Below are 19,971 nucleotides of genomic sequence, written 5' to 3'. Positions count from 1 at the left end.
CTGGGTGCGACCGGCACAACACGCACGGGCCGGCGCCCCGGGACGCGGGCGGGGTTCCGGGTAGTCTAGGCCGGGCGGCGGCAAAAGTATGCCCGCAGGGCGCGCGCGCCCGGCCAAGCGGTGCATGGGCGGCACGCTTGGGCGCGCGGCGCGAGGGCTTTGCGGCTCACCCGCCCTGCACGCCTTCCAGCGCGGCGGTCAGGTTGTGTTCGAGCGCGTCGGAGAGATAGCCGCCCTCCTGCACGAGCAGCATCGGCAGCCCCGCCGCGGCCAGCGCCGCGCCGATCCGGGTGAAGCCCGGGGTGGTGACCGCCATGCCCTGCAGCGGATCGCTCTCATGGGCATCGAGCCCCAGCGCCACCACCAGCACATCCGCCCCGAAGGCCCGGACCGTGGCGAGCCCGCGCTCGAGCGCCTTGAGGAAAGCCGCGTCGTCCGCCCCGCGCGCCAGCGGCAGGTTCAGGTTGGCCCCGCGCCCGGCCCCCTCGCCGCGCTCGTGGGCGTGGCCCCAGTAGAAGGGATAGAAGCCCGCCGGATCGGCGTGGACCGAGACGGTCAGCACGTCGCCGCGCGCGTAGAAGATGCCCTGGGTGCCGTTGCCGTGGTGCACGTCGACGTCGAGGATCGCCACCCGGCGTCCTTCGGACCGCAGCACCTCGGCGGCGATGGCGGCATTGTTGAGAAAGCAGAAGCCGCCGGCGAGATCGGCGAAGGCGTGGTGCCCGGGCGGACGGCAGAGCGCGTAGACCAGCCCCTCTCCGGGCGCGCGGGCCAGCGCCTGGGCGGCCGAGACGGCGGTCTGCGCCGACCAATAGGCCGAGCCCCAGGTCTCGGCCCCGATCGGGCAGGCGGTATCGGCCTGATGATAGCCCGCGAGCCCCGCCGGAGAGGCCGGGTAGCTGTCGCTGCGGTTGGCGGGATGCACGTTCGGCACCACCTCGGGCCCCGCGCCCGGCAGCCGCGCCCAGCGGGTATGGATGGTCTCGAGAAAGCGCAGGTAGTCGGCGCCATGCACCGCTGCGAGCGGCGCCATGCCGTGATCCGAGGGGGCCTCGAAGGTGCAGCCCGCCGCCTCTGCCCCGCGCTTCAGCCGCGCCGCCCGCTCGGGCTGTTCCGGCGAGGGCTGCAGGATCCCCGCGACCAGGAAGGTTTGCGGGTCGTGACGGCTTTGGCGGTCGTCGAAGAAGGCGCGCATGGGGGCTCCGGGGGTCAGGGTCGGGATGCCCGGAGCCTAGGGGCGGGGTGCGACGGTGGGAAGGGGGGCTCCGGGGGTCAGGGTCGCGGAGCCTAGGGGCGGGCTGCGGCGCTGGGAAGGGGCTGCGGGCGCGCGCCGACACCCTGCCCCGCGCATCCGCCGACGGCCCCCTCCCCCCAACAAAAAACCCGCCGGCCCCCATTCCGGGACCGGCGGGCGTCGTGTCGCCAAGACCTCTCGGCGTCAGCCGAGGATCTCGTTCAGCGTCTTCGAGGGGCGCATCACCGCCGAGGTCTTGGCCTCGTCGGTGTTGTAGTAGCCCCCGAGGTCCACCGCCTGGCCCTGCGCGGCGGCCAGCTCGCCGGTGATGGTCTCGGCGTTCTCTTCGAGCGCCTTGGCGATCGGGGCGAAATGCGCCGCGATCTCGGCGTCCTCCCCCTGGTCGGCCAGCGCCTTGGCCCAGTAGAGCGCGAACCAGAAGTGGCTGTCGCGGTTGTCGGGCTGGCCGACCTTGCGCGAGGGCGAGCGGTCGTTGTCGAGCACGCCCTGCGTCGCCGCTTCCACCGCCTGGCCCAGGACCCGCGCCTTGGCGTTGCCCTGCTGGTCGGCCAGGAACTTCAGGCTCTCGCCCAGGGCGCAGAACTCGCCGAGGCTGTCCCAGCGCAGGTGGTTTTCCTCCACCAGCTGCTGGACGTGCTTCGGGGCCGAGCCGCCGGCGCCGGTCTCGAAGAGGCCGCCGCCGTTCATCAGCTTCACGATCGAGAGCATCTTAGCCGAGGTCCCGAGCTCGAGGATCGGGAAGAGGTCGGTGAGATAGTCGCGCAGCACGTTGCCGGTGATCGCGATGGAGTTCTCGCCGCGGCGGATGGTCTCCAGCGTCTGCCGGGTCGCCTCGCGCGGGGCCATGATCGCGAACTTGTCGGCCACGCCCTCGGCCTCGAGGATCGGCTTCACGAAGCGGATCAGCTCGGCGTCATGGGCGCGCTTGGCGTCAAGCCAGAAGATCGCCTCGCAGCCCTCGGCGCGCTGGCGTTCGATGGCCAGCTTCACCCAGTCCTCGATCGGCGCCTTCTTGGCGCTGGCCGAACGCCAGATGTCGCCGGGCTCGACCGCGTGCTCGTGGATCACCTCGCCGTTGGCGGCGGTCATCCGCACCTTGCCCTTGGCGGGGATCTCGAAGGTGGTGGGATGCGAGCCGTATTCCTCGGCCTTCTGCGCCATCAGGCCGATGTTCTGCACCGTGCCCGAGGTGGTCGGATCCAGCGCGCCGGTCTCTTTGAAGTAGGCGATGGTCTCGTCGTAGACGGGCGCATAAGAGCTGTCGGGGATCACGCAGTTGACGTCATGCTGGGCGTCGTCGGGGCCCCAGCCCTTACCGCCGGCGCGGATCACCGCGGGCATCGAGGCGTCGATGATCACGTCCGAGGGGACGTGCAGGTTGGAAATGCCCTTGGAGCTGTCGACCATGTACATCGGCGGCCGCTCGTCCATGACGCGCTTGATCTCGGCCTCGATCTCCTCGGCCTTGCCGGTCTCGGGCAGACGCGCCATCAGGTCCTTGATGCCGGAGTTCGGATCGACGCCCGCGGATTTCAGCGCGTCGCCGTATTTCTCGAAGACCGGCTTGAGGAATTCCTTCACCGCGTGGCCGAAGATGATCGGGTCGGAGACCTTCATCATCGTCGCTTTCATGTGCAGCGAGAAGAGCACGCCCTCGGCCTTGCTGGCGGCGATCTGCTCGGCCAGGAAGGCGTCGAGCTTCTGCGCCGACATGAAGGTCGCGTCGACCACGGTGCCCTCGGGGAAGTCCACGCCTTCCTTCAGCACCGTGACGCTGCCGTCCTCCGCCTCGAGCTCGATCTTCGCCTTGCCGGCCTGGGCGCCGCTGAGCGTGGTCGAGGTCTCGTTCGAGTAGAAGTCACCGCCCGACATGCTGGCCACGGTGGTCTTGCTCTCGGCCGACCAGTTGCCCATCGAATGCGGGTTCGCCATGGCGTAGTTCTTCACCGGCTTGGCGGCGCGGCGGTCGGAGTTGCCCTCGCGCAGGACCGGGTTCACCGCCGAGCCCTTGATCGCGTCGTAGCGCGCGCGGGCGTCCTTCTCGGCGTCGCTCTCGGGGGACTCGGGGTAATCGGGAATGTCGTAGCCCTGCCCCTGCAGCTCGCGCACCGCGGCGACGAGCTGCGGCACCGAGGCCGAGATGTTCGGCAGCTTGATGACGTTGGCCTGCGGCTCCTTCACGATCCGGCCCAGCTCGGCCAGGTCGTCGCTGCGGCGCTGCGCCTCGGTCAGCTTTTCGGGGAAGGCCGCGAGGATGCGCCCGGCAAGCGAAATGTCCTTCATGCCGACGCTCACGCCTGCGGCATCGGTGAAGCTGCGGATGATCGGCAGAAGCGAATGCGAGGCAAGCTCGGGCGCTTCGTCTACCTTTGTATACACAATATCCGGATATGCTTTGTCGGTCATGGCCTCGTCCTGTGCAGGTTTCGCCGAGACCACTACAAGACAATTCCGCCCGGGTCCACGGGGCCGGGAGGGCAAGGCGCCCCCGGCGCCGATGACAGGTATCAGGCGGTGAAAGAGGCGGCGCTCAGGCCGCGATCACCCGCATCCGGTTGCTGCCATCGTCGACCAGCTTGGGGATGTCGAAGTAGAAGGTCGAGCCCTTCCCGATCTCGCTCTGCACCGCGATCCTGGCTTGGTGGTTGTCGAGGATGCGCCGGGTGATGGCGAGGCCGAGCCCGGTGCCGAGACGCTTCTTGCCGTCGGCGGCCGAGATCTGCGCGAAGGTGTCGAAGAGCTTCTTCTGGTTCTCGCGGCTGATGCCGGGGCCGCTGTCGCGCACCGCCACCCGCCAGCAATTGCCGTTGTCGGCCAGGGACACGGTCACGACATCCCCCGAGGAGGAATATTTCGCCGCGTTCGAGACCAGGTTCGACATGACCTGCATGAGGCGCGCCTGGTCGGCTTCGACCATGGCGCTGTCGCAGTCGGATTCGAGCGCGATCCGCACGTTGAGCCCGCTGGCATAGGTCTGCAGCGTGGTCACCGCCTCGTTCACCAGGCCGTTGAGGTCGATGTGCTTCTTGTCGAAGGCCATTTTGCCGGCCTCGATCTTCTCGAGGTCGAGGATGTCGTTGACGATAAACAAAAGCCGGTCGCAGTTGCGCTCGGCGATCTCGACGACGCCGGCGGCCTCGCGGCTCATGTCCTGGTCGAAGCGGCCGCGCAGCATCTTGATGGCGCCGGAAATGGCGGTGAGCGGCGTGCGCAGCTCGTGGCTGACCACCGAGACCGAGGAGAGCTTGGCCCGCGCCAGCGCATGGCGCTCGCGGATGTCGCGCAGGATCGAGATGAAGACCCGCTCGCCGTCGGCGGTCTCGAGGATGCTGGTCGAGACCTCGACCGGCGAGCCCGCGAGCTTGCCCTGGGCGTAGGTCGCATCGACCTTGCCTTCCAGCAGCGGCGCCACATGGGCGCGGAAGCGGTCGATCTCGAAGTCCTCGCGGATGTCGCGCATGGATTTGCCCGCCACCTCGTCGAGCGCCCAGCCGAAGCGGTCGCAGGCCGCGCGGTTCATGTAGCGCAGCGAGGTGTCGTCGAGATTGTAGATGAAGACCTCGTCCTGGAGGTTGTCGAGGATCGCGCGCATCTGGCGGTCACCCTCGGCGGCGCGCTGCTCGGTCACGTCGGTGCGCACCGAGATCGCCTTCATCAGCTTGCCGCGGCGGTCCATCATCGGGACCACGGTGACCTCGAACCAGCGCCGCTCGCCGTTCTTGGTGACCGAGCAATGCTCGCCGTGCCAGCTGAGCCCCTGGTCCAGCGACTTGCGGATGACGTGGAAGGTGTTCTCGCCCTCGGCGCATTCGTGCAGGAAGCGCGGGGTGCGGCCGATGGCTTCGCTGCGGGTGTAGCCCGTCAGCTCCACGAAGCGCTCGTTGACGTCGATGATCGTGCCCACCGCATCGGTGACCGAAACGATCGCATGGGTGTCGAGCGCGACGCGCATCGCGGCGTTTTCCTTGCGCTGCATCATCAGCATCTGGTCGCGGCGCAGGCTGGTCTGCTGGAGCTTGTAGAAGGCCCCCACCGCCACGAACAGAAAGGCGGTCAGCAGAAGGTAGATGTCGGGAGATCGGGCTTCTTCGGATTCGACGGTGGCAAAGGCTGTGACGATGAAGGTGGCCAGCAGTCCGACCATCACCAGTCGAAGCGCGAAGGCCTGTTTGTTTCTAACGGAGAACACCCGTTTCACTGCCCTGTACATTTAAAAACCCTTACCAAAATCGAACCAAAGACCATTTTTGATTTGTCCGGAAGTTAACCCGAGATTTGGGCATAACTTTGGCAGCGCTGGAAACGCACTGTTCACGAGACAGCGACAAGGTCTTCGTCCTTTCTCCGAGGGAAGGTTATGTCGACGAAGTCCTTCGATTCGTTGACCTTCCGGTAACGGAAGGTGCCGCCGGCGCGGCTGACCAGCCGTTCGGCCACGGCCAGATCCAGCGTCAGATCGGCGGCGCCGGCGCGGTCCAGGTCGTCGGAGGCGGGTCCGAAGAATCGCTCGGTCAGCACCGGTTCGGTGCGCTTGCCCGAGATCACGAAGGCCAGCGACACATGGCGGTCGGTGGCGGCCACGCTCAGCTCGGCCTTGCTTTCGGCGAAGCCGTCGCGGCCGTGGCGCAGGATCGCGCCCAGCGCGTTGCGCACCGTCTCGCCGTAGGGCACCGGCAGCGGCCCCTTGGCGTGGCGCAGGTCCAGCGTCATGCCGCGCGGCAGCGCCGCGTCGAAGAGCGTGCGCTGCTCTTCCAGCAGCTCGCCCAGGAGCACCTCGCCGCTGTCGGGCGCCTCGCGCTCGGCGCGCGCCACGTCGAGCAGCCGGTCGATCAGCGCCATGAGGTGCCGCGCGGACTTGCCGATTCGCCCCGCGTGGCCGGTGATCTCGCCCTCGAAGGCGGTCAGCTCCCCGCCCTCGATCCGCGCCGCCAGCGCCGCCCGGGTGGCGAGCCGCTCGGGCCGTTCGAGGAATGCCGCCGAGCCCATGAGCACCGCCAGGGGCGTGCGCAGCTCGTGGCTCATCCGGTCGAGGAAGACCGACTTGGCGCGGCTGCCCGCCTCGGCGGCGCGGCGCGCTTCGACCAGCTCGGTGATGTCGACCCGCAGGCCCACGGTGCTGCCGTCCGACAGCCGGTGGTCGGAGACCTTGATCCAGCGCCCGCCCGCCAGCTCGTGGATGAAATGCCGCTCGGGGTGCATCCGGGCGTTCAGCCGCTCGCGGATATACTCCGGCTCGCGGCCCTTGGCGTCGGCGTATTCGCCCCGCGCCACGCCGTATTCCAGGAGATCCTGGAAGCGCACGCCCGGCTGGATGATCCGCGCCGAGCGCGGGTAGTAGCGGCGGTAGGTCTCGTTACACAGGACCAGCCGGTCCTCGGGGTCGTAGAGCGCGAAGCCGTCGTCGATGGATTCGATCGCGGTGGTCAGCTGCTCCTCGGCGCTGCGCCGCGCCCGCGCCGCGCGGTCGAGCAGCAGGTAGACCATGAAGACCAGTGCCCCGATGCCGAAATAGCCCAGGAGGATGCGCCCGGCGAAATCGGTCCAGGTCGGCCAGCCCTCGGAGGGAACGACCGAGAGATACCAAAGCCCGTCCGGCACCACGAGCTGCACCATGACCGGCTCGCCCTCTTCGGGGTTGGCCGGGCCATACATCTGCTGCCGACCCTCCTGGCGCGCCTCCTGCTTGGAGATCGCCAGCTCCAGCTTGGCGGTCCGCGCCATCTCGACCGCGCCCGAGAAGAGATCCTCGAGCAGCGCCACCACGCCCACGACGCCGAAGACCTCGTCGCCGCCGATCTCGGTCACGCCGATGCGGGCGATGATGCCGCGCCCGCCCTGGATCAGGTTGACCGGCGCCATCATCACCACGTCGTCGCTGCGCATCGCGGCCTCGACGTTGGGCAGCTGGCCTGGCAGGTCGCGGTAGTCGACGCCCAGCACCGAGGTATTGCCCTCGAGCGGGTAGACGTAGCGGATCACGTAGCCGTCCGAGGCGCCGATGTTGATCAGCCGCAGCCGATTGTCCGAGGGGCCCTCGGGGCTGAAGCTGCGGGCGATCCGGGCGAAGACCTCCTGGTCCATGGTGGTGTCGCGGGCGATGGCCGTGGCGACGCCGCGCGCGGCCTGCAGGATCTGCTGCACCGAGGCATCGAGCTCGGCGCGGATCATCTCGGCCTGCTCGCGGGTCTGCAGCTCTTGCTCGGCGCGTTGGCGGTCGACCAGCAGCGACACGGTGAAGGCCGTCGCGACCAGGATCACCACGACGAGTTCCGCGGCGACCACGGCGTGGCGCCACGAGGTCTTGAGGATGGATGCGCGCATTCAGGTTCGGCCCGATATCGTTCGCTTTTTTCTGCTCGTCGCGCGTCGAGGCGCGTTCACGGCACCGTGATGCCAAATCTCCGCCCGGCCTATCCCCTATCCGGGCCGAGTTCCGACATTGTTGCGCGAAATCAACGGCGGGCGTTTTTTGTCGTTGGCAATTGCGCGCGGGCTCTGCCACAGTCCCGGAAAAAAGGACGGACCGTGAGCGAGCTTTCCCATATCCTGCACATCGAGGATGACGCCGACATCCAGGAAATCGCCCGTCTGGCGCTCGAGATGATCGGCGGGCTGACCGTCACGCAGTATTCCGACGGCACCCTGGCGCTGTCGGACGCGGAAACGCTGAGCCCGGATCTTTTGCTGCTCGACCAGATGATGCCGAACATGAGCGGCGAGGAAACGCTGCTGGCGCTGCGCAATTTCCCGCATCTGAAGGATGTGCCGGCGATCTTCATGACCGCCCAGACCGAGGACAGCTCGGCCTCGCTGGTCGAACGCACCGGCGCGGTGGGCTTTGTCACCAAGCCGTTCGACCCGATGACGCTTGCCGATCAACTGCGGGAAATGCTGGCGGCGCGCTGAGCCTCGGGGCCCGCGCGCACCACAATAGATCAGAGGGGATCAGGCCGCGGCCTGCTCCTCGAGGATCTGGTCGATGTCGTCCAGAAGCCCTTCCAGCGCGGCCGACAGCGTGGCCTCGTCGCGCGGATTGGCGGGCTTGTTCAGGTAATGCTCGATCGCGGTATCAAGACGGCCCGAACGTGCACCCAGCGCGGCGAAGCCCAGCGAGCCCGCGACCCCGGCGATCCGGTGGACCCTGAGGCGGATCTCTTCCCAGACGCGGGCGCGGTTGGCCTCGCCCTTGAGCAGCCCCGACAACGAGTCGAGCTCGGCGAGCCGGGTCTCCAGGCCCGAGAGGAACTTTTCACGGATCGCGGTGATCGCCGGGTCCGGCTGAACCTCACGGGCCTGCATGTTCATGCTGCGATACCTCCAAACAGACGGTCGAACAGACCGCCGCTACGCTTCGGCATGGGATGGACGGCGGCAAGGCCGAGCTCGCGCGCCACCATCGCCTCGGCGATGCCCTCGGCGCTGAGGACCGCTTCACGCATGGCCTCGATCCGGGCCCCGCGCGAGGTGATCCGCGATGCGCTGGACGAGCCGACCACGATGTCGAGCACCACCTCCTCGCCCGAGGCGAGCGTCACGTCGAGGCCCGAGGCGTCGGACATGATCGAATGGATGATCTCCTCCTCGGTCATGTCGGTGCCGCCATGCACCACGAAGCTCACCACGCCGTTGCCGGCATGCGAGATGAAGTAGTTGGCGCCCGACAGCACGTCGGTGACCGCATCGGCCAGCGAGTTGATGATGAAGTGGTAGTCATCGCCCGTCGACTTGCGGTGCAGCTCGCTGGCGTTGACCAGCTTGAGCGCGAAGAACAGCATGCCCGAGCTGCCAACCGGCACGCTTTGCAGGTAGCTTTCCAGCGCGTGGTTGTTGATCGCATAGGGCACGTCGTCGAGCTGAAAGGGCTCGGCCAGGCGCGGCAGCGGCGTCTGCGGCGCGTCCACGGCGGCGGCGGCCAGCGCCTTCTGCTGGCGGCTGACCTGTTCGGCCAGACCCAGGCGCACCTTCAGCTCGGTCGGCTCGAAGGGCTTGGTCACATAGTCGCTCGCCCCGGCCGCGAAGGCCCGGTCGAAGTGATGTTTGTCATCGAGGCGCGACACCATGAGAATCGGCGTCTGCGCGTATTGCGGCATCGCGCGCACCGCCCCGGTCAGGGCCACGCCGTCGATGCCCGGCATCATAATGTCGAAAAGAAAACAGTCGAACCCGCGGTCGGTCCGTTCGATCACGCTCACCGCTTCTTCGGCGGAACTTGCGGTGGCGAGGTCGGTGTAACCGGCTTCACTCAGAACCGTCCGCAACAGGTCGAGGATGATCGGATCATCATCTACTGCCAGAATGCGCATCGGTTGCCTCCAGTCGGTCGGCAAGACGGAATTGTCCTACCGGATGCGACCAACCTCGTGGTTAATCGTGATCGAAATGAGGCGAAAAAGGGGATTCACCGTCGCATTCAACGCAATCCGGTAAACCCAGCGTTGCAGAAATAGAAAGGCCGCAGGGGTCTGCCCCGCGGCCTTTCCGCTCAAGCGCTTGATCTTACTGCGTCAGCCCGGTGCGCACGACACCCGCGGTGGTGTTCAGAAGCGTCGGGAAGACCTGCTGGAGCGCGCGGTTCCACTTGGTGATCGGCTGTTCCTCGACGAAGACCACGTCGTTCGGACGCATCTCGAAGCGCGTCGCCAGGGTCAGGTTCACCGCGTTGGCGGCGTTCAGATGCCAGGCGGTGACCGCTCCGAACTCGGCCGGATTGGCCGAGGCGCGCAGCACGTAGATCTCGGACGGATCGCCTGTTGTGGTCGGGAAACCGCCGCTGTCATAAAGCACATCGGCCAGGGTGACCTGCTGGTTGTAGGGCATGACGTAGCGGCTCTGCTCGCTCACCTCGCCCGCCAGGTAGACGAAGTCGCGGTCCTCGGCACCCAGCTCGAGCCGCGCGCTGAAGTTGTCGCGCACCTCGGAGAGCTGGCCGCGGCGCAGGGCCACCTCGGCCTGAAGCTCCTGGATCGCGTTGCGCCGCGCTTCCTGGCGGACGGTGATCACGTCGATCCGCGAGCGGTAGAACTCCAGGGCCTGCTCGAGGTCGTAGCTCGTGTCGACATAGATCGCGTCGCCGTCGGTCAGACGCACCCGCTGCAGGTCCGGCCGCGAGAGGAACTCCTCGTAGGGGATCTGGTAGAGCGTGCCGTCGCGGTAGATGCGGATCGAGGCAAACTCCTCGTTGGTGACCCGGATGCCGCCCGCGGCGGTGACCGCCTCGCCCAGGTCCAGCGTGTTGAGCGTGATCGGCACCAGCGTCGGGTTGCCGACCGCGCCGCCGACCACGACCCGCTTGGAGTTGAACTCCGCCACCTCGAGCGAGAAGGCCGGGTCGATCTGGTTCGAGACCAGCGAGTCGAAGAGCATCGCCTCGGCCTCGTCTATGGTCATGCCCGCGACCTGCACCGGCCCGATGTCGGGGATCGCGATGGCCCCGTCGTCGCGCACGGTATAGCCCTGCCGGGAGTTCTGCGCGGCCAGGAGGCCGGACAGCTCCTCGACGGTCGAGCCGGCGGATTTCGTCGCCAGCAGCAGCACGTCGCCGACGCCGATGCGGTAGGGCTCGGCCGGGACCTGCGGCGGCACGCGCAGCTCCAGCGCCTGGCGGCGCTCGTCGGGCAGATAGGGTTCCTCGGGCAGCGCGCCCACGCCGCGCAGCTGGCCGCCGCCGGCGGCCTGGTAGAAGACCTCGGGCAGGGTCTTCGGCGCATAGGGCGCGCGGTTCGCGACCAGCACCGTCTCGGGGTCGACATCCACGACGCGCACTTCGGCGCCACCGGCCTGGCGGCTCACCGAGGGGCTCGTGTAGGATACGCCGCATCCCGTCAGCGCCAGTACGGCGACGGCCAGCGCCGATCCGAACAGAGCTTTGTTCATCTGATAGTCCCTCATCTTCCGTCCCTGTCTGGCGGGGTCAGTTCAGTCTTTCGGTTATGATGACACCCACGCCTTCGCTGATCCACTGCCGCGCGCGCAGCATGGTGCCGTCGGCGGCGCGCCAGTAGCTGTTGGTGACCTCGCGGCCCGGGGTGGTGCAGGTCTCGTCGGTGCGCACCGAGGCACGGGCGCGCCCCAGGATAACGATGTCTTCCGATGTCCGGGCGCTGACCCGGCACTGGAAGGCCTCGAACTCGGGCTGCGAAAGCCCGTCGAGCGTGGTGTGGAAGCGCGGGTAATAGCCGCCGCCCCCCTGCCCTTTCGAGGCCGCGACCGAGCCCGCGATATCCGCGGCCATGAGGTCGTCGCCCAGCGAGCGGGTCGAGACCACGAGCCCGTCGCGCGTGGAGATCGCCGAGGTGCCGTCGGGGGTGCGCCAGGTGGTGACCCCGTCGAGCTCCTGCAGCGGCTGCACGGTGGATTCGCGGCCCAGCCCCTCGACGCCGACATAAAGCAGCGGGTTGTCGACGGTATCGACGAGCTCCTGCGTGAGCCCGGCCCGGAAGGCGCCGAAGGGCGGCTGTGCCGCGCAGCCCGCCAGGAGCGCCAGTGCCGCCAGTGCCGAGAGAGACGCGAGAGGCTTCATTTCCAGAACCTCCCCCAGCCGTTGCGCAGGGCGTCGCGCTGATTCTGGTTGACCCGCTGGTAGAGCCGGTCGCGGATCGTCAGCCGCGCGCCGCCGTCCCGCAGGATCGGCTTGAGGTTGTAGCCGAAGGTCTGCCGGGTCGGATCGCCGCGCGCCCAGTCGATCGGGATGGTGATCAGGATGCCCTTGTCGAAGGAGCCTTCGCCGAACTCCTCGAAGGGCACATCGGTCAGCGTCGCATAGGCGCCGACCTTCCAGCCGTTGGCAAAGCCGCGCTGCAGGGTCAGTGTCGCGCCCCAGTCGCCGGCCAGGTAGCGCCCGGCGTCAAGCTGCGCCTCGAAGCCGTTGTCCCATTCGTAATAGACCGAGGCGAAGCCGGTCGCGGTCTCGTAGTCGCGGAACTCGAAGCCCTGGTCGAAGGCGCGCTGCTTGACGTAGTTGGCCTCGAGCCCGAGGCCGAGGCTGCTGTCGACCGGTTTCCAGAGAAGCTCCGAGGAGACGCCGCCGAAGTGGCGTTCGAGGTAGCCCACGGTGACCCGCCCGTAGAGATCCCGGCCGGGCTTGAAGAAATAGGTGGCGGTCAGATCGGTCAGGTCGAGCGGGCCGGTGCGCTCGTAGATGTTGGTTTCGCTGCGGACCCGCGGCAGCACTGAGTTCGAGACCCGGGTGGATTCGTCGAGGTTGCCGAAGACCTTCTGGCGCACCGCGCCCCGCAGCACCACGCCCGGCGCGGGCTCGGCGGTGGCCTTGAGCTGCACGCCCGCATCGAGCCGGACCGGTGCGTCGGGGTCGAAGAGGCTCGGCTGGAGGTAGGGCGAGATGTCGTATTCGAACCGCGGATAGGTGCCCGGACGCGGCGCGGGCCCTTGGGTCACCGGCGCGATGCCCGCGCGGGCGTAGCTTTCCCAGAAATTGTCGAGCGAGAAGGCCAGTTCTTCCATGTCCGCGCGGCGGATGGTGACCTGCGAGCCGGCGAGCCCGGTGACCATGGGCACGATCACGAAGGTGTCGACCGAGGCCGGCATGGAGGCGGTCAGGATCCGCGCCGTGCGCCCGATCGCCTGGGCATTGGCGCGCCAGCGGTTGTTCTCGATCTCGACCCGCGCGGTGCCGCCCTGGATCGAGAGGCCGTGCAGGAAGATGCCCTCGGCCTCGAGCACCTCGGCCAGCTGGTCGGTCGCCGTGGCGCCGCCGTCGTCGAGGGTCCAGCCCAGCGCCTCGGCATCCACTTCGCCGCGCGGCGTGACCGGGTAGGGCGCCGCATCGCCGCCGCCGTAATAAGGCGGGTTCTTGGGGTTGAGGGCAAAGGTCAGGTTCACCCCGACCTCGGAGCCATACATGTAGCTTGCCGTGAGGTTCACGCCGTCGCGCAGGGCGTAGCGCAGGCCGAAGTTCCAGGGTGAGCGGTAGTCGAAGGTGGGGCCGTCTTCGAAGCTGTAGACGTCCGAGGAATACTCCACCGCGAAGCCCAGCTTGTCGGTGGCCCTGACCTCGATCCCGCCGAAGAAGGCTGCGTCCCCCCGGAAGAACTGGTCGAATTCGGCCTCGCCACCAACACCAGTGGTCCGGGCGGGGCGCGTCTCGAAGTTCTCGTTCAACACGCCCAAGGGGTTCGTGAAGCCGTTGTTGGAGGCCAACCGCCCCCAGCCCAGGCCGCCCGAGACCCGCACGCGCGGCGTCAGGTGCTTGGTGGCGACCAGGTATTCCGAGGCGTAAAGGCCGGTGCCGATCAGGTCGTTCACGCCGACCGCCAGCGCCGGGCGGTATTCGCGCTCTTCGAGCAGCTTCAGGTGCAGCGAGAAGGAGCGGTCGTAGTTGGTGTCGCGCCCGGTGGTCCCGCCTCGAAAGTTCTCGATGCGCGTGTAACGAAACGACCCCGTCACCCGCGGCAGGATCTGGAACGAGCCCGTCAGGCGGTTCGTCCCGCCAAAATAGGCATCCGTGACCGACAGGTCCGCGTCGGGAAAGCTCAGCGCGTTGGGCATGTCGAGAAGGCCCGGCAGGCCGTAGTTGTTGCGCCAGGTCTCGAAGGTCTCCGCGCCCGCGGCCGAGCCGGCCGCGCAGAACAGGACCGCGATGGCGGCGAGACGCTTCACGACAATTCCCCCCTTTGGACGTCTCCTCGTGCTTAGTGCATCCCCGGGCGCGCGGCACCCCCGGGGGGCGGGCGGCGCCGGCGCCAAACCGCCGGTTGTGGCGGGGCGGACACAGTTCCGAATAATCTGGAAAGTTATCCACAGGCAGGGCGCCTGACGCCCCTGTGACCCCAGGCCAAGCCCCGCCCCCGTGGCCTTTCGGCGCCCGGATTGGTAACAGGGGCGGACCCGAAAAAATCCGAAGGGCCCCCGCGTGATCAAATCGCTTCTCGACCGCTTCCGCAAACCCGCCGGCGCGCGCTTCGAGCCGCCCGCGCCCGAGGTGCCCTTTGCCGCGGTGGGCGACATTCACGGACGGCTCGACCTGCTTGAGGAGCTGCTGCCCAAGCTGCCGCAGGATCTGCATATCATCTGCGTCGGCGATTACGTCGACCGAGGCCCGGCCTCCGTGAACACCCTGCGTTTCCTGAAGGACCACCCCGAGATCCTCTGCCTCAAGGGCAACCACGAGGACATGCTGCTCGACTTCATCGACCGCCCCGACGAGCGCGGCCCGCGCTGGCTGCGCAACGGCGGGCTGCAGACCCTGGCCGACATCGGCGTGCGCGGGATCAGCGAGACCACACAGGGAGAGCCGCTGATCGAGGCGCGTCACCGCATGGCCGAGGAGATGGGCGCGGAGCTGATCTCCTGGGTGCGCGAACTGCCGCTCCTGCACGAGACCGGCAATGTCGCGGTGCTGCACGCGGGCGCCGATCCGGCCAAGCCGCTGAGCGCGGCGGACAAGCGGACGCTGATCTGGGGACACCGCGACTTCCTGCAGGTGCCGCGCCAGGACGGGACCTGGGTGGTGCACGGCCATACGATCGTCGATGCGCCGAGCGCCGAGGACGGGCGCGTGGCGCTCGACACCGGGGCCTATGCGACGGGCCGGCTGACCGCGGGCATCGTCGAGGCGGGCGAGGTGCGCTTCATCTCGACTTGAGCGGCGCGGGGCCTCAGCCGCGCGCGCCCGCCTCGGCAGCGGCGGCAAGCGCGGCGCGCAGGGTCTCGGGCGCGCCGATCTGATTGGCCAGCACCAGGATCAGCCGCGCGTTGAAGGCGGCGCTTTCCTCCTCGCTCAGGCCCTCATGGGCGGCGAGGAGGTCGGCGTAGAAGCCGTCGGGGTCGGCCAGATTGGGGTCGGTGACGAACTCGCTCATGTCATCTCCCTTCCGAAAAGCCTGTCGCAGGCGACGCGGATGGCCTCCGCCTCCGGGGCCGCCCAGCGCGCGGCGACATGCTGGTCGGGGCGGATCAGGTAGACCGCCTGCGCGGCCTCTCCGAGGTAGCGGGCGGCCAGCGCGCCGCTGGCGTCATCATCCGAAGACAGTGCCAGGTGGGTCACGCCCTCGGGCAGCGCCCCCTCGGGCAGCGCGCAATCCAGCGTCAGAAGCGTCACTCCCTGCCCCAGCCGGCCGAGCAGAAAGCCCTGACCCAGACGCGCGTCGGGGCAAGGGCTGCCGGGTCGGGTGCGCGCGGGGCCGCCGGGCAGCGCATCGGCGCCGTTCAGCGGGCTGCCGTCATAGGTGCAGGGCAGCGACAGCCGCCCCGAATTGACCAGCGGGCGGGCGAAGGGGAAGGCCTCGGCCAGGTCCAGAACCGCGTTGCGGAAGACATGGCTGATCTGCGACTTGGGCGTGATGAAATCCGTCGAGCGGCTGGAGTTCAGGATGTTCTCGTCCGCCGCCTGCCGCCGCTCGCTGTCGTAGCTCTCGAGCAGGGCCTCGGGCGCGGCTCCCTGCAGCACCGCGGCCAGCTTCCAGCCCAGGTTGTCGACGTCCTGGATGCCGGAGTTCGCTCCGCGGGCCCCGAAAGGCGAGACCTGATGCGCGGAATCGCCCGCGAAGATCACCGGGCCGTGGCGGAAGCGGCGCATCCTGCGGCACTGGAAACGGTAGATCGAGGTCCAGACGATCTCGTAGTCGACGCCTTCGCCCAGCATGGCGTCGAGCCTGGCGCGCACGTTCTCCTCGCGCAGCTCCTTTTCGCGGTCGATGTCCCAGCCGATCTGGAAATCGACCCGCCAGATGTCGTCGGGCTGCCGGTGCAAGAGGCAGGAGGCGCCCGAGGACTTGAAGGGCGGCTCGAACCAGAACCAGCGCTCGGTCGGGAAATCCGCGGTCATGCGGATGTCGGCGATGAGGAAGTTGTCCTCGAAGACGCGGCCTTCGAAGTCGAGCCCCATCCGCTTGCGCAGAGGCGAGCCCGCGCCGTCGCAGCCGATCAGCCAGTCGGCCTCGAGGCTGTAGGGCCCCTCGGGGGTCTCGACCTCGAGCCGGGCGTGATCCTCGTCGACCTCGACCGAGGTGACCTGGTTCCTACCGCGGATCTCGATCGGCGCGCCCTGCGCCTGAGCCGCGCGGATGCGTTCGACCAGGTAACGCTCGAACCAGGGCTGCGGCAGGTTGATGAAGGCCGGGAAGCGGTGGCCCTCTTCGGGCAAGAGGTTGAATTCATAGACCTTCCGGTCCTCGTGGAAGACCTTGCCGAGGTTCCAGACCACGCCTTTCTCGACCATCGGCAGGGCCGCGCCCCAACGGTCGCAGATCTCGAGCGTGCGCTTGGCGAAACAGATCGCGCGGCTGCCCTGGCCCACACCCTCGTGGTCGTCGAGCAGCACCACCGGCACGCCGCGCAGACCGAGGTCGAGCGCCATCGCCACGCCGACCGGCCCGCCGCCGAGCACCACCACCGGGTGGCGCACCGGCGTCGCCGCGTCCTGGTCGGCGGAGCGTTCATAGGGGTAGAGCCGGAAGGCCAGGTCGTATCTGTCGTCTAGCATGGCGTCCTCCCTCGGCGCCTGCGGGTGGGGCCGGGGGCGCGGCGGCAGGGCCGCCCGGCGCCCCCCTTGAGGCCCGTCAGCCCTGAAGGGCCTCCCACATCTCCTTGTCGCGGGCGGCGGTCCAGACCCGCGGCGTGTCGATGCCGCGCGCCTCGTCGTAGGCCCGGGCGACGTTGAAGGGCAGGCAATGCTCGTAGATCGCGTAATCGGCGAACTTCGGGTCGCATTCGGCGCGCACCGCGTCCCAGGCCTCCTTGAGGGTGCCGCCCCGGCCGACCACGCGGGCGGCGGGCTTGTAGGTGCTCTCGACGAAGTCGCGCGTGTTGGCGATGGCCGCGGCGACCATCTCGTCGCCGACCAGCGCGTCGCCCCGGCCCGGCGCGATGGCGCGCGGCTCGAAGGCGGCGATCCGGTCGAGCGTCGGACCCCAGTCCTGCAGGTGGCCGTCGCCGCAGTAGCAGGCCGAGTGGTATTCCACGATGTCGCCGGTGAACATCACCTCGGCGTCGGGCACCCAGATCACCGCGTCGCCGGCGGTATGGGCCCGCCCGAGGGTCATCAGGTCGACGCGCCGCTTGCCGAGATAGACGCTCATGCGGTCGCGGAAGGTGGTGGTGGGCCGGGTCAGGCCGGGGATTTCCTCGTGGCCCTGGAAGAGCCGGGGGAAGCGGGCGAACTCGCTGTCCCAGTCCTCCTGGCCGCGCTCCTCGACCATGGCGGCGGCAGCCTCCGACATGATCACCTCGCGCGCGCCATAGGCCGAGGCGCCGAGCACCCGCACCGCGTGGTAATGGGTCATCACCAGGTGGCTGATCGGCTTGTCGGTGACCGAGCGCACGCAGTCGATAACCTTGCGGGCCAGCCGCGGCGTGGCCTGGGCCTCGATGATCATCACGCTCTCGTCGCCGATGATCACGCCGGTGTTGGGGTCGCCCTCGGCGGTGAAGGCATAGAGCCCCTCGCCCACCTCGGTGAAGCTCACCTGTTTCTCGTCCATGTCTCCGGCAGAGGCGAAAGCCTTGGCCATGTCAGCGTCTCCTGTCTTGCGTGATGCGGGTGGGCGGCCTCACTTGGGGCCCGGGGTCCCGTCGAACTTCTTCTCGATGCCGTCCCAGCAATCGACGTAATCGTCCTGCAGCGGCGCTTCGCGGCCGGCGAACTCGGTCAGATGCTGGGGGAAGCGGGTCTCGAACATGAAGGACATCGTGTCGGCCAGCTTCTGCGGCTTCAGCTCGGCGATCGAGGCGCCTTCGAAGGCCTCGCGGTCGGGCCCATGCGGCAGCATCATGTTGTGGAGGCTCATGCCGCCGGGCACGAAGCCCTGCGGCTTGGCGTCATACTGGCCGTAGATGTTGCCCATCAGCTCGGACATGACGTTCTTGTGGTACCAGGGCGGGCGGAAGGTGTCCTCCGCCACCATCCAGCGGTCGCGGAACAAGACGAAATCGATGTTCGCCGTGCCCTCGACGCCCGAGGGCGCGGTCAGTACGGTGAAGATCGACGGGTCGGGATGGTCGAAGAGCACCGCGCCCACCGGGCAATAGGTGGTCAGGTCGTATTTCACCGGCGCGTAGTTGCCGTGCCAGGCCACCACGTCGAGCGGCGAATGCCCGATCTCGCAGGTGTGGAACTGCCCGCACCACTTGATCGTCAGGGTCGAGGGCGTCTCGCGGTCCTCGAAGGCCGCCACCGGCGTCTTGAAGTCGCGCCGGTTGGCCATGCAGTTGGCGCCGATCGGGCCGCGGCCCGGCAGGTCGAACTTCTGGCCGTAGTTCTCGCAGACGAAGCCGCGGGCGGGGCCCTCCAGAAGCTCGACCCGGTAGACCAGCCCGCGCGGGATGATGGCGATCTCCTGCGGCGCGAGGTCGATGACGCCCAGCTCGGTCGAGAACCGCAACCGGCCCTCTTGCGGGACCACCAGCAGCTCGCTGTCGGCGGAGTAGAAATAGGCGTCCCGCATGCTGTCGGTGACCAGGTAGATATGGCTCGCCATGCCGACCTGGGTGTTCACGTCGCCCGCCGTGGTCATGGTGCGCATGCCCGTGAGCCAGGTCAGCGCCGCGTCGCTGTGCGGCACCGGGTCCCAGCGATACTGGCCGAGGCTCGTGACCCCCTCGGGCACATGCGGCGCGGTCTTCCAATAGGGCAGATCGATGCGCTGGTAGCGGCCGGAGTGTTTCACCGAGGGCCGGATCCGGTAGCACCAGGTGCGTTCGTTCTGATGCGCGGGCGCGGTGAAGGCGGTGCCCGAGAGCTGCTCGCCGTAGAGCCCGTAGTTGCACTTCTGCGGGCTGTTCATGCCCTGGGGCAGCGCGCCGGGCAGGGCCTCGGTTTCGAAATCGTTGCCGAAGCCGGGCATGTAGCCCTCCACCGTGCCGCCGCTGTGGGGGGCGCGGATCATGCCTTCGGGCAGCTCCTGCTGGGTCATCGGGTCTCCTCCCAAACTCGCCGGAATCGCCGTGGCAGTATTCGTTGCATGTGCAATGAAGTCAATATTCGTTGCAAATGAGATGAAATCCGGGGATGCTGGCGGCGCTGCGCCGCTCTTTTGCGGTTGGTTATGTTGCCTGGGCGCGGGCCTTTTGCCCCGGCGCCCGAAGGACCCTCGGAGGACCCCTGCCCCGTGACCAAAGACCTGCCGGATTTCGACCTTGCCCGCTTCCTGCCTTACCGGTTGACCGTGGCCGGCGACCGGTTGAGCGCGGGGCTCGCCCGGCGCTACCGGCAGGACTTCGGCATCTCGGTCGCGGAATGGCGGGTGCTGGTGCATCTGGCCGACGAGGGCGCGGTCTCGATCCGCGACCTCGAACGCCGGGTGAGCCTGGAGAAATCGAAGGCCAGCCGCGCCGCCGCCCGGCTGGCGCAGGACGGCTATATCACCAAGATCCCCAACCCCGAGGACCGCCGGCTCCTGCGCCTGTCACTGAGCGACAAGGGCCGCGCGCTGATGGCCGAGCTCCTGCCCCTGGCCGCGGACTACCAGGCCCGGCTGGAGGCGCTGCTGTCCGAGGAGCTCGACGCGCTGCACAGGGCGCTGGACCGGGTGATGGCGGAGGATTTGTGAGGGGTGGCGGTCCGCTCTGTGTTTGCCTGAACTCAGCGTCACCTCACGCGGCGCATTTCTGAAGCCACCACGCAAAGCCCACATGACGACCTCCCCCAAGCCCCGCTTCCCTCTCACCCTAAACCACCAGAGGGCGCGCGCCGGACCGGGGGCCGGCGCTTCCGACCTGCAAGCTAGGCGCTTTATCCCGGCAAGGTCATTGCTCGCTGTAGG

The 19,971-nt window shown here is 68.3% G+C and carries 16 protein-coding genes; 3 read left to right on the top strand and 13 right to left on the bottom strand.

Annotated features, from left to right (window positions below; all coding sequences use genetic code 11):
- Window positions 1-166 precede the first annotated feature (166 nt).
- From LR948_RS06875 to LR948_RS06860, 4 genes are all read right to left on the bottom strand, one after another.
- The gene (locus LR948_RS06875; protein ID WP_232753255.1) at window positions 167-1,195 is read right to left on the bottom strand and encodes a histone deacetylase family protein; all 1,029 of its coding nucleotides are present in this window, start codon (window positions 1,193-1,195) and stop codon (window positions 167-169) included.
- A 243-nt stretch (window positions 1,196-1,438) separates the two neighbouring features.
- Window positions 1,439-3,661 (bottom strand): NADP-dependent isocitrate dehydrogenase, encoded by a 2,223-nt coding sequence (locus LR948_RS06870; protein ID WP_232753254.1) that lies wholly within the window; start codon window positions 3,659-3,661, stop codon window positions 1,439-1,441.
- A gap of 124 nt (window positions 3,662-3,785) precedes the next feature.
- Window positions 3,786-5,399: a PAS domain S-box protein gene (locus LR948_RS06865; RefSeq protein WP_232753253.1), complete on the bottom strand. Its 1,614-nt coding sequence runs from the start codon at window positions 5,397-5,399 to the stop codon at window positions 3,786-3,788.
- Between the two features lie 167 nt (window positions 5,400-5,566).
- Complete coding sequence (locus LR948_RS06860; RefSeq protein WP_232753252.1) at window positions 5,567-7,576, bottom strand: PAS-domain containing protein; 2,010 nt, start codon at window positions 7,574-7,576, stop codon at window positions 5,567-5,569.
- A 204-nt stretch (window positions 7,577-7,780) separates the two neighbouring features.
- On the opposite strand from LR948_RS06860, the gene LR948_RS06855 reads away from it, so the two are divergent.
- The gene (locus LR948_RS06855) at window positions 7,781-8,161 is read left to right on the top strand and encodes a response regulator (protein ID WP_232753251.1); all 381 of its coding nucleotides are present in this window, start codon (window positions 7,781-7,783) and stop codon (window positions 8,159-8,161) included.
- A gap of 39 nt (window positions 8,162-8,200) precedes the next feature.
- Here LR948_RS06855 and LR948_RS06850 read toward each other — a convergent pair whose 3' ends face one another.
- The 5 genes from LR948_RS06850 to LR948_RS06830 all read right to left on the bottom strand — a co-directional run bounded on the left by LR948_RS06850 (window position 8,201) and on the right by LR948_RS06830 (window position 13,870).
- Window positions 8,201-8,560 carry an Hpt domain-containing protein gene (locus LR948_RS06850; RefSeq protein ID WP_232753250.1) on the bottom strand — a complete coding sequence of 120 codons (360 nt, stop codon included), beginning with the start codon at window positions 8,558-8,560 and terminating at the stop codon, window positions 8,201-8,203.
- On the bottom strand, window positions 8,557-9,558 hold the full coding sequence (locus LR948_RS06845) for a PleD family two-component system response regulator (RefSeq protein ID WP_232753249.1): 1,002 nt from the start codon (window positions 9,556-9,558) through the stop codon (window positions 8,557-8,559). Before LR948_RS06845 ends, LR948_RS06850 begins: the two co-directional genes overlap by 4 nt.
- Window positions 9,559-9,751: 193 nt before the next feature.
- Window positions 9,752-11,128, bottom strand: coding sequence for a polysaccharide biosynthesis/export family protein (locus tag LR948_RS06840; RefSeq protein ID WP_232753248.1), 1,377 nt, complete (start codon window positions 11,126-11,128; stop codon window positions 9,752-9,754).
- 37 nt (window positions 11,129-11,165) lie between these two features.
- Entirely contained in the window at window positions 11,166-11,774 is a 609-nt protein-coding gene (locus tag LR948_RS06835; RefSeq protein WP_232753247.1) for a YjbF family lipoprotein, read from the bottom strand.
- Window positions 11,771-13,870, bottom strand: a complete 2,100-nt coding sequence (locus tag LR948_RS06830; protein ID WP_232753246.1) for a YjbH domain-containing protein — start codon at window positions 13,868-13,870, stop codon at window positions 11,771-11,773. The genes LR948_RS06835 and LR948_RS06830 overlap by 4 nt, the downstream gene beginning before the upstream one ends.
- Before the next feature lie 253 nt (window positions 13,871-14,123).
- On the opposite strand from LR948_RS06830, the gene LR948_RS06825 reads away from it, so the two are divergent.
- A complete protein-coding gene (locus LR948_RS06825; protein ID WP_370634895.1) occupies window positions 14,124-14,855 on the top strand; it encodes a metallophosphoesterase in 732 nt (243 codons plus the stop codon).
- A 13-nt stretch (window positions 14,856-14,868) separates the two neighbouring features.
- Here LR948_RS06825 and LR948_RS06820 read toward each other — a convergent pair whose 3' ends face one another.
- The 4 genes from LR948_RS06820 to hmgA form a co-directional block, all read right to left on the bottom strand.
- A complete protein-coding gene (locus LR948_RS06820; protein ID WP_232753245.1) occupies window positions 14,869-15,072 on the bottom strand; it encodes a DUF2783 domain-containing protein in 204 nt (67 codons plus the stop codon).
- Window positions 15,069-16,694, bottom strand: a complete 1,626-nt coding sequence (locus LR948_RS06815; protein WP_232753244.1) for an FAD-dependent oxidoreductase — start codon at window positions 16,692-16,694, stop codon at window positions 15,069-15,071. Before LR948_RS06815 ends, LR948_RS06820 begins: the two co-directional genes overlap by 4 nt.
- A 76-nt stretch (window positions 16,695-16,770) precedes the next feature.
- On the bottom strand, window positions 16,771-17,721 hold the full coding sequence (locus tag LR948_RS06810) for an MBL fold metallo-hydrolase (RefSeq protein WP_232753243.1): 951 nt from the start codon (window positions 17,719-17,721) through the stop codon (window positions 16,771-16,773).
- Window positions 17,722-17,760: 39 nt separating this feature from the next.
- Window positions 17,761-19,122, bottom strand: a complete 1,362-nt coding sequence (gene hmgA / locus LR948_RS06805) for a homogentisate 1,2-dioxygenase (protein WP_232753242.1) — start codon at window positions 19,120-19,122, stop codon at window positions 17,761-17,763.
- A gap of 195 nt (window positions 19,123-19,317) precedes the next feature.
- Here hmgA and LR948_RS06800 point away from each other — a divergent pair, with 195 nt between their 5' ends.
- Window positions 19,318-19,758 carry a MarR family transcriptional regulator gene (locus LR948_RS06800; RefSeq protein ID WP_232753241.1) on the top strand — a complete coding sequence of 147 codons (441 nt, stop codon included), beginning with the start codon at window positions 19,318-19,320 and terminating at the stop codon, window positions 19,756-19,758.
- The last annotated feature ends 213 nt before the right edge of the window (window positions 19,759-19,971 follow it).

It is taken from the genome of Roseivivax sp. GX 12232 (assembly GCF_021272185.1).
In the GTDB taxonomy this organism is placed as follows: Bacteria; Pseudomonadota; Alphaproteobacteria; order Rhodobacterales; family Rhodobacteraceae; genus Roseivivax.
Note: the sequence above shows the minus strand (reverse complement) of the source record. Positions and strands in the feature narration are given on the sequence as shown.

Bases quoted from the DNA above. Each gene is read 5' to 3' on its own strand.
- LR948_RS06840 (WP_232753248.1), bottom strand. From the start codon at position 11,128: ATGAACAAAGCTCTGTTCGGATCGGCGCTGGCCGTCGCCGTACTGGCG.
- LR948_RS06815 (WP_232753244.1), bottom strand. From the start codon at position 16,694: ATGCTAGACGACAGATACGACCTGGCCTTCCGGCTCTACCCCTATGAA.
- LR948_RS06820 (WP_232753245.1), bottom strand. From the start codon at position 15,072: ATGAGCGAGTTCGTCACCGACCCCAATCTGGCCGACCCCGACGGCTTC.
- LR948_RS06865 (WP_232753253.1), bottom strand. From the start codon at position 5,399: ATGGTCGGACTGCTGGCCACCTTCATCGTCACAGCCTTTGCCACCGTC.
- LR948_RS06850 (WP_232753250.1), bottom strand. From the start codon at position 8,560: ATGAACATGCAGGCCCGTGAGGTTCAGCCGGACCCGGCGATCACCGCG.
- LR948_RS06870 (WP_232753254.1), bottom strand. From the start codon at position 3,661: ATGACCGACAAAGCATATCCGGATATTGTGTATACAAAGGTAGACGAA.
- LR948_RS06860 (WP_232753252.1), bottom strand. From the start codon at position 7,576: ATGCGCGCATCCATCCTCAAGACCTCGTGGCGCCACGCCGTGGTCGCC.
- LR948_RS06875 (WP_232753255.1), bottom strand. From the start codon at position 1,195: ATGCGCGCCTTCTTCGACGACCGCCAAAGCCGTCACGACCCGCAAACC.
- LR948_RS06845 (WP_232753249.1), bottom strand. From the start codon at position 9,558: ATGCGCATTCTGGCAGTAGATGATGATCCGATCATCCTCGACCTGTTG.
- hmgA (WP_232753242.1), bottom strand. From the start codon at position 19,122: ATGACCCAGCAGGAGCTGCCCGAAGGCATGATCCGCGCCCCCCACAGC.
- LR948_RS06835 (WP_232753247.1), bottom strand. From the start codon at position 11,774: ATGAAGCCTCTCGCGTCTCTCTCGGCACTGGCGGCACTGGCGCTCCTG.
- LR948_RS06810 (WP_232753243.1), bottom strand. From the start codon at position 17,721: ATGGCCAAGGCTTTCGCCTCTGCCGGAGACATGGACGAGAAACAGGTG.